Here is a 1,557-nt window from a genome sequence, read left to right as displayed (position 1 = left end):
CAGGCTGTCGAGAAAGTCTCGACAGCTATTTTTTGTGTATTTAATTCAACACGACACCGCGTTAATATTGTATAATATTTGTAAATAAACCGTTCGGAAGGGTGTTAAATATGTTGCGTTCTAACCGAGAAAAACAGCAGGCTTACGAGTTTGTTTCGATTGAAGAATTGGTTCCTCAAGATCATCTGCTTCGTAAAGTGGACAAGTATATCGATTTCTCTTTCATCGACGAAAAGGTTCGTCCGCTTTACTGTGTTGATAATGGGCGACCAGCCATCGACCCTGTCGTGTTATTTAAGATGATTTTCCTCGGTTATTTTTACGGCATTCGTTCGGAGCGTCAATTGGAACGCGAGATTCAGACGAATCTGGCATACCGTTGGTTTCTTGGTTTGGGATTGACCGACAAAGTTCCAGACCATACCACCATTAGCTGGAACCGACGGACTCGTTTCAAAGACACCAATATCTTTCAAGATATCTTCGATGAGATTGTGCTGCAAGCAATCCAGCACCGCATGGTCGGCGGACGGGTCCTGGTTTCGGATTCCACGCATGTGAAGGCCAATGCGAACAAGCACCAGTACACCAAGCAGCAGGTTCTACAAAACACACGAGATTACATGGACGAACTTAATGGTGCGGTAGAAGCCGACCGGAAGGCGCATGGAAAAAAGCTTTAAAACCCAGAGAGGATGTGGTCGAGAAGAAAGAAATCAAAGTGAGTAAAACCGACCCGGATAGCGGTTATATGATTCGCGATGGTAAACCTGAAGGATTCTTTTATTTAGATCACCGGACCGTTGATTTGAAATACAATCTGATTACCGATGTCCACGTCACACCGGGAAACGTTCATGATTCTGTACCGTATTTGTCGCGATTGGATCGCCAACGAGAGCGATTTGGTTTTGAAGTTGAAGCCGTTGCCCTGGATTCAGGCTATTTAACAACCCCCATCTGCAAAGGATTGCAGGAACGGGGGATCTTTGGCGTGATTGCTCACCGGAGATTTCATCCGACCCAAGGCTTATTTCCGAAATGGAAGTTTACCTATGATGCCGAGCGCAACCGATATATTTGTCCGCTCCAGCATGAATTGTTGTACCGTACCACGAATCGAGAAGGATACCGACAATATGCCTCGGATCCGAAGCACTGCAAGACTTGCCCGATGCTGGAGGAATGTACCCGTTCACGGAATCACCGGAAGGTCGTTACGCGCCATGTCTGGGAAGACAGCAAGGAATGGGTGCGAAACAACCGGCTCAGTCGATCCGGCAAGTATTTATACCGTAAACGAAAAGAAACGATTGAGCGAAGCTTCGCGGATGCCAAAGAGCTCCATGGGTTTCGCTATTGCCGGTTGCGCGGGTTGCAAAACGTCAGGGAACAGGCCCTGATGACGGCAACCGTACAAAACATGAAGAAGATAGCGATCCACCTGGATCGCCTGGAAAACAGGGGGTAATCCCCCATTTTCCCTCTTGAAGTGACCACTTAAAAAGGGAGAAACCCTGTACTTTGAAAAAAGCACAGGGTTTCTCGACAATCTGA

1 protein-coding gene is annotated in these 1,557 nt (G+C 47.0%); it reads left to right on the top strand.

What is annotated here, in order from left to right:
• Positions 1–110: 110 nt before the first annotated feature.
• Positions 111–1,471 (top strand): IS1182 family transposase gene (locus tag CRG97_RS32805; RefSeq protein ID WP_098749644.1). Its coding sequence is split into 2 segments (ribosomal slippage): positions 111–678 and positions 678–1,471, totalling 1,362 coding nucleotides; the frame shifts between segments, so codons are not numbered across the junction.
• The last annotated feature ends 86 nt before the right edge of the window (positions 1,472–1,557 follow it).

The sequence above is a fragment of the Paenibacillus sp. EZ-K15 genome, assembly GCF_002573715.1.
Lineage (GTDB): Bacteria > Bacillota > Bacilli > Paenibacillales > Paenibacillaceae > Paenibacillus_AQ.
Note: the sequence above shows the minus strand (reverse complement) of the source record. Positions and strands in the feature narration are given on the sequence as shown.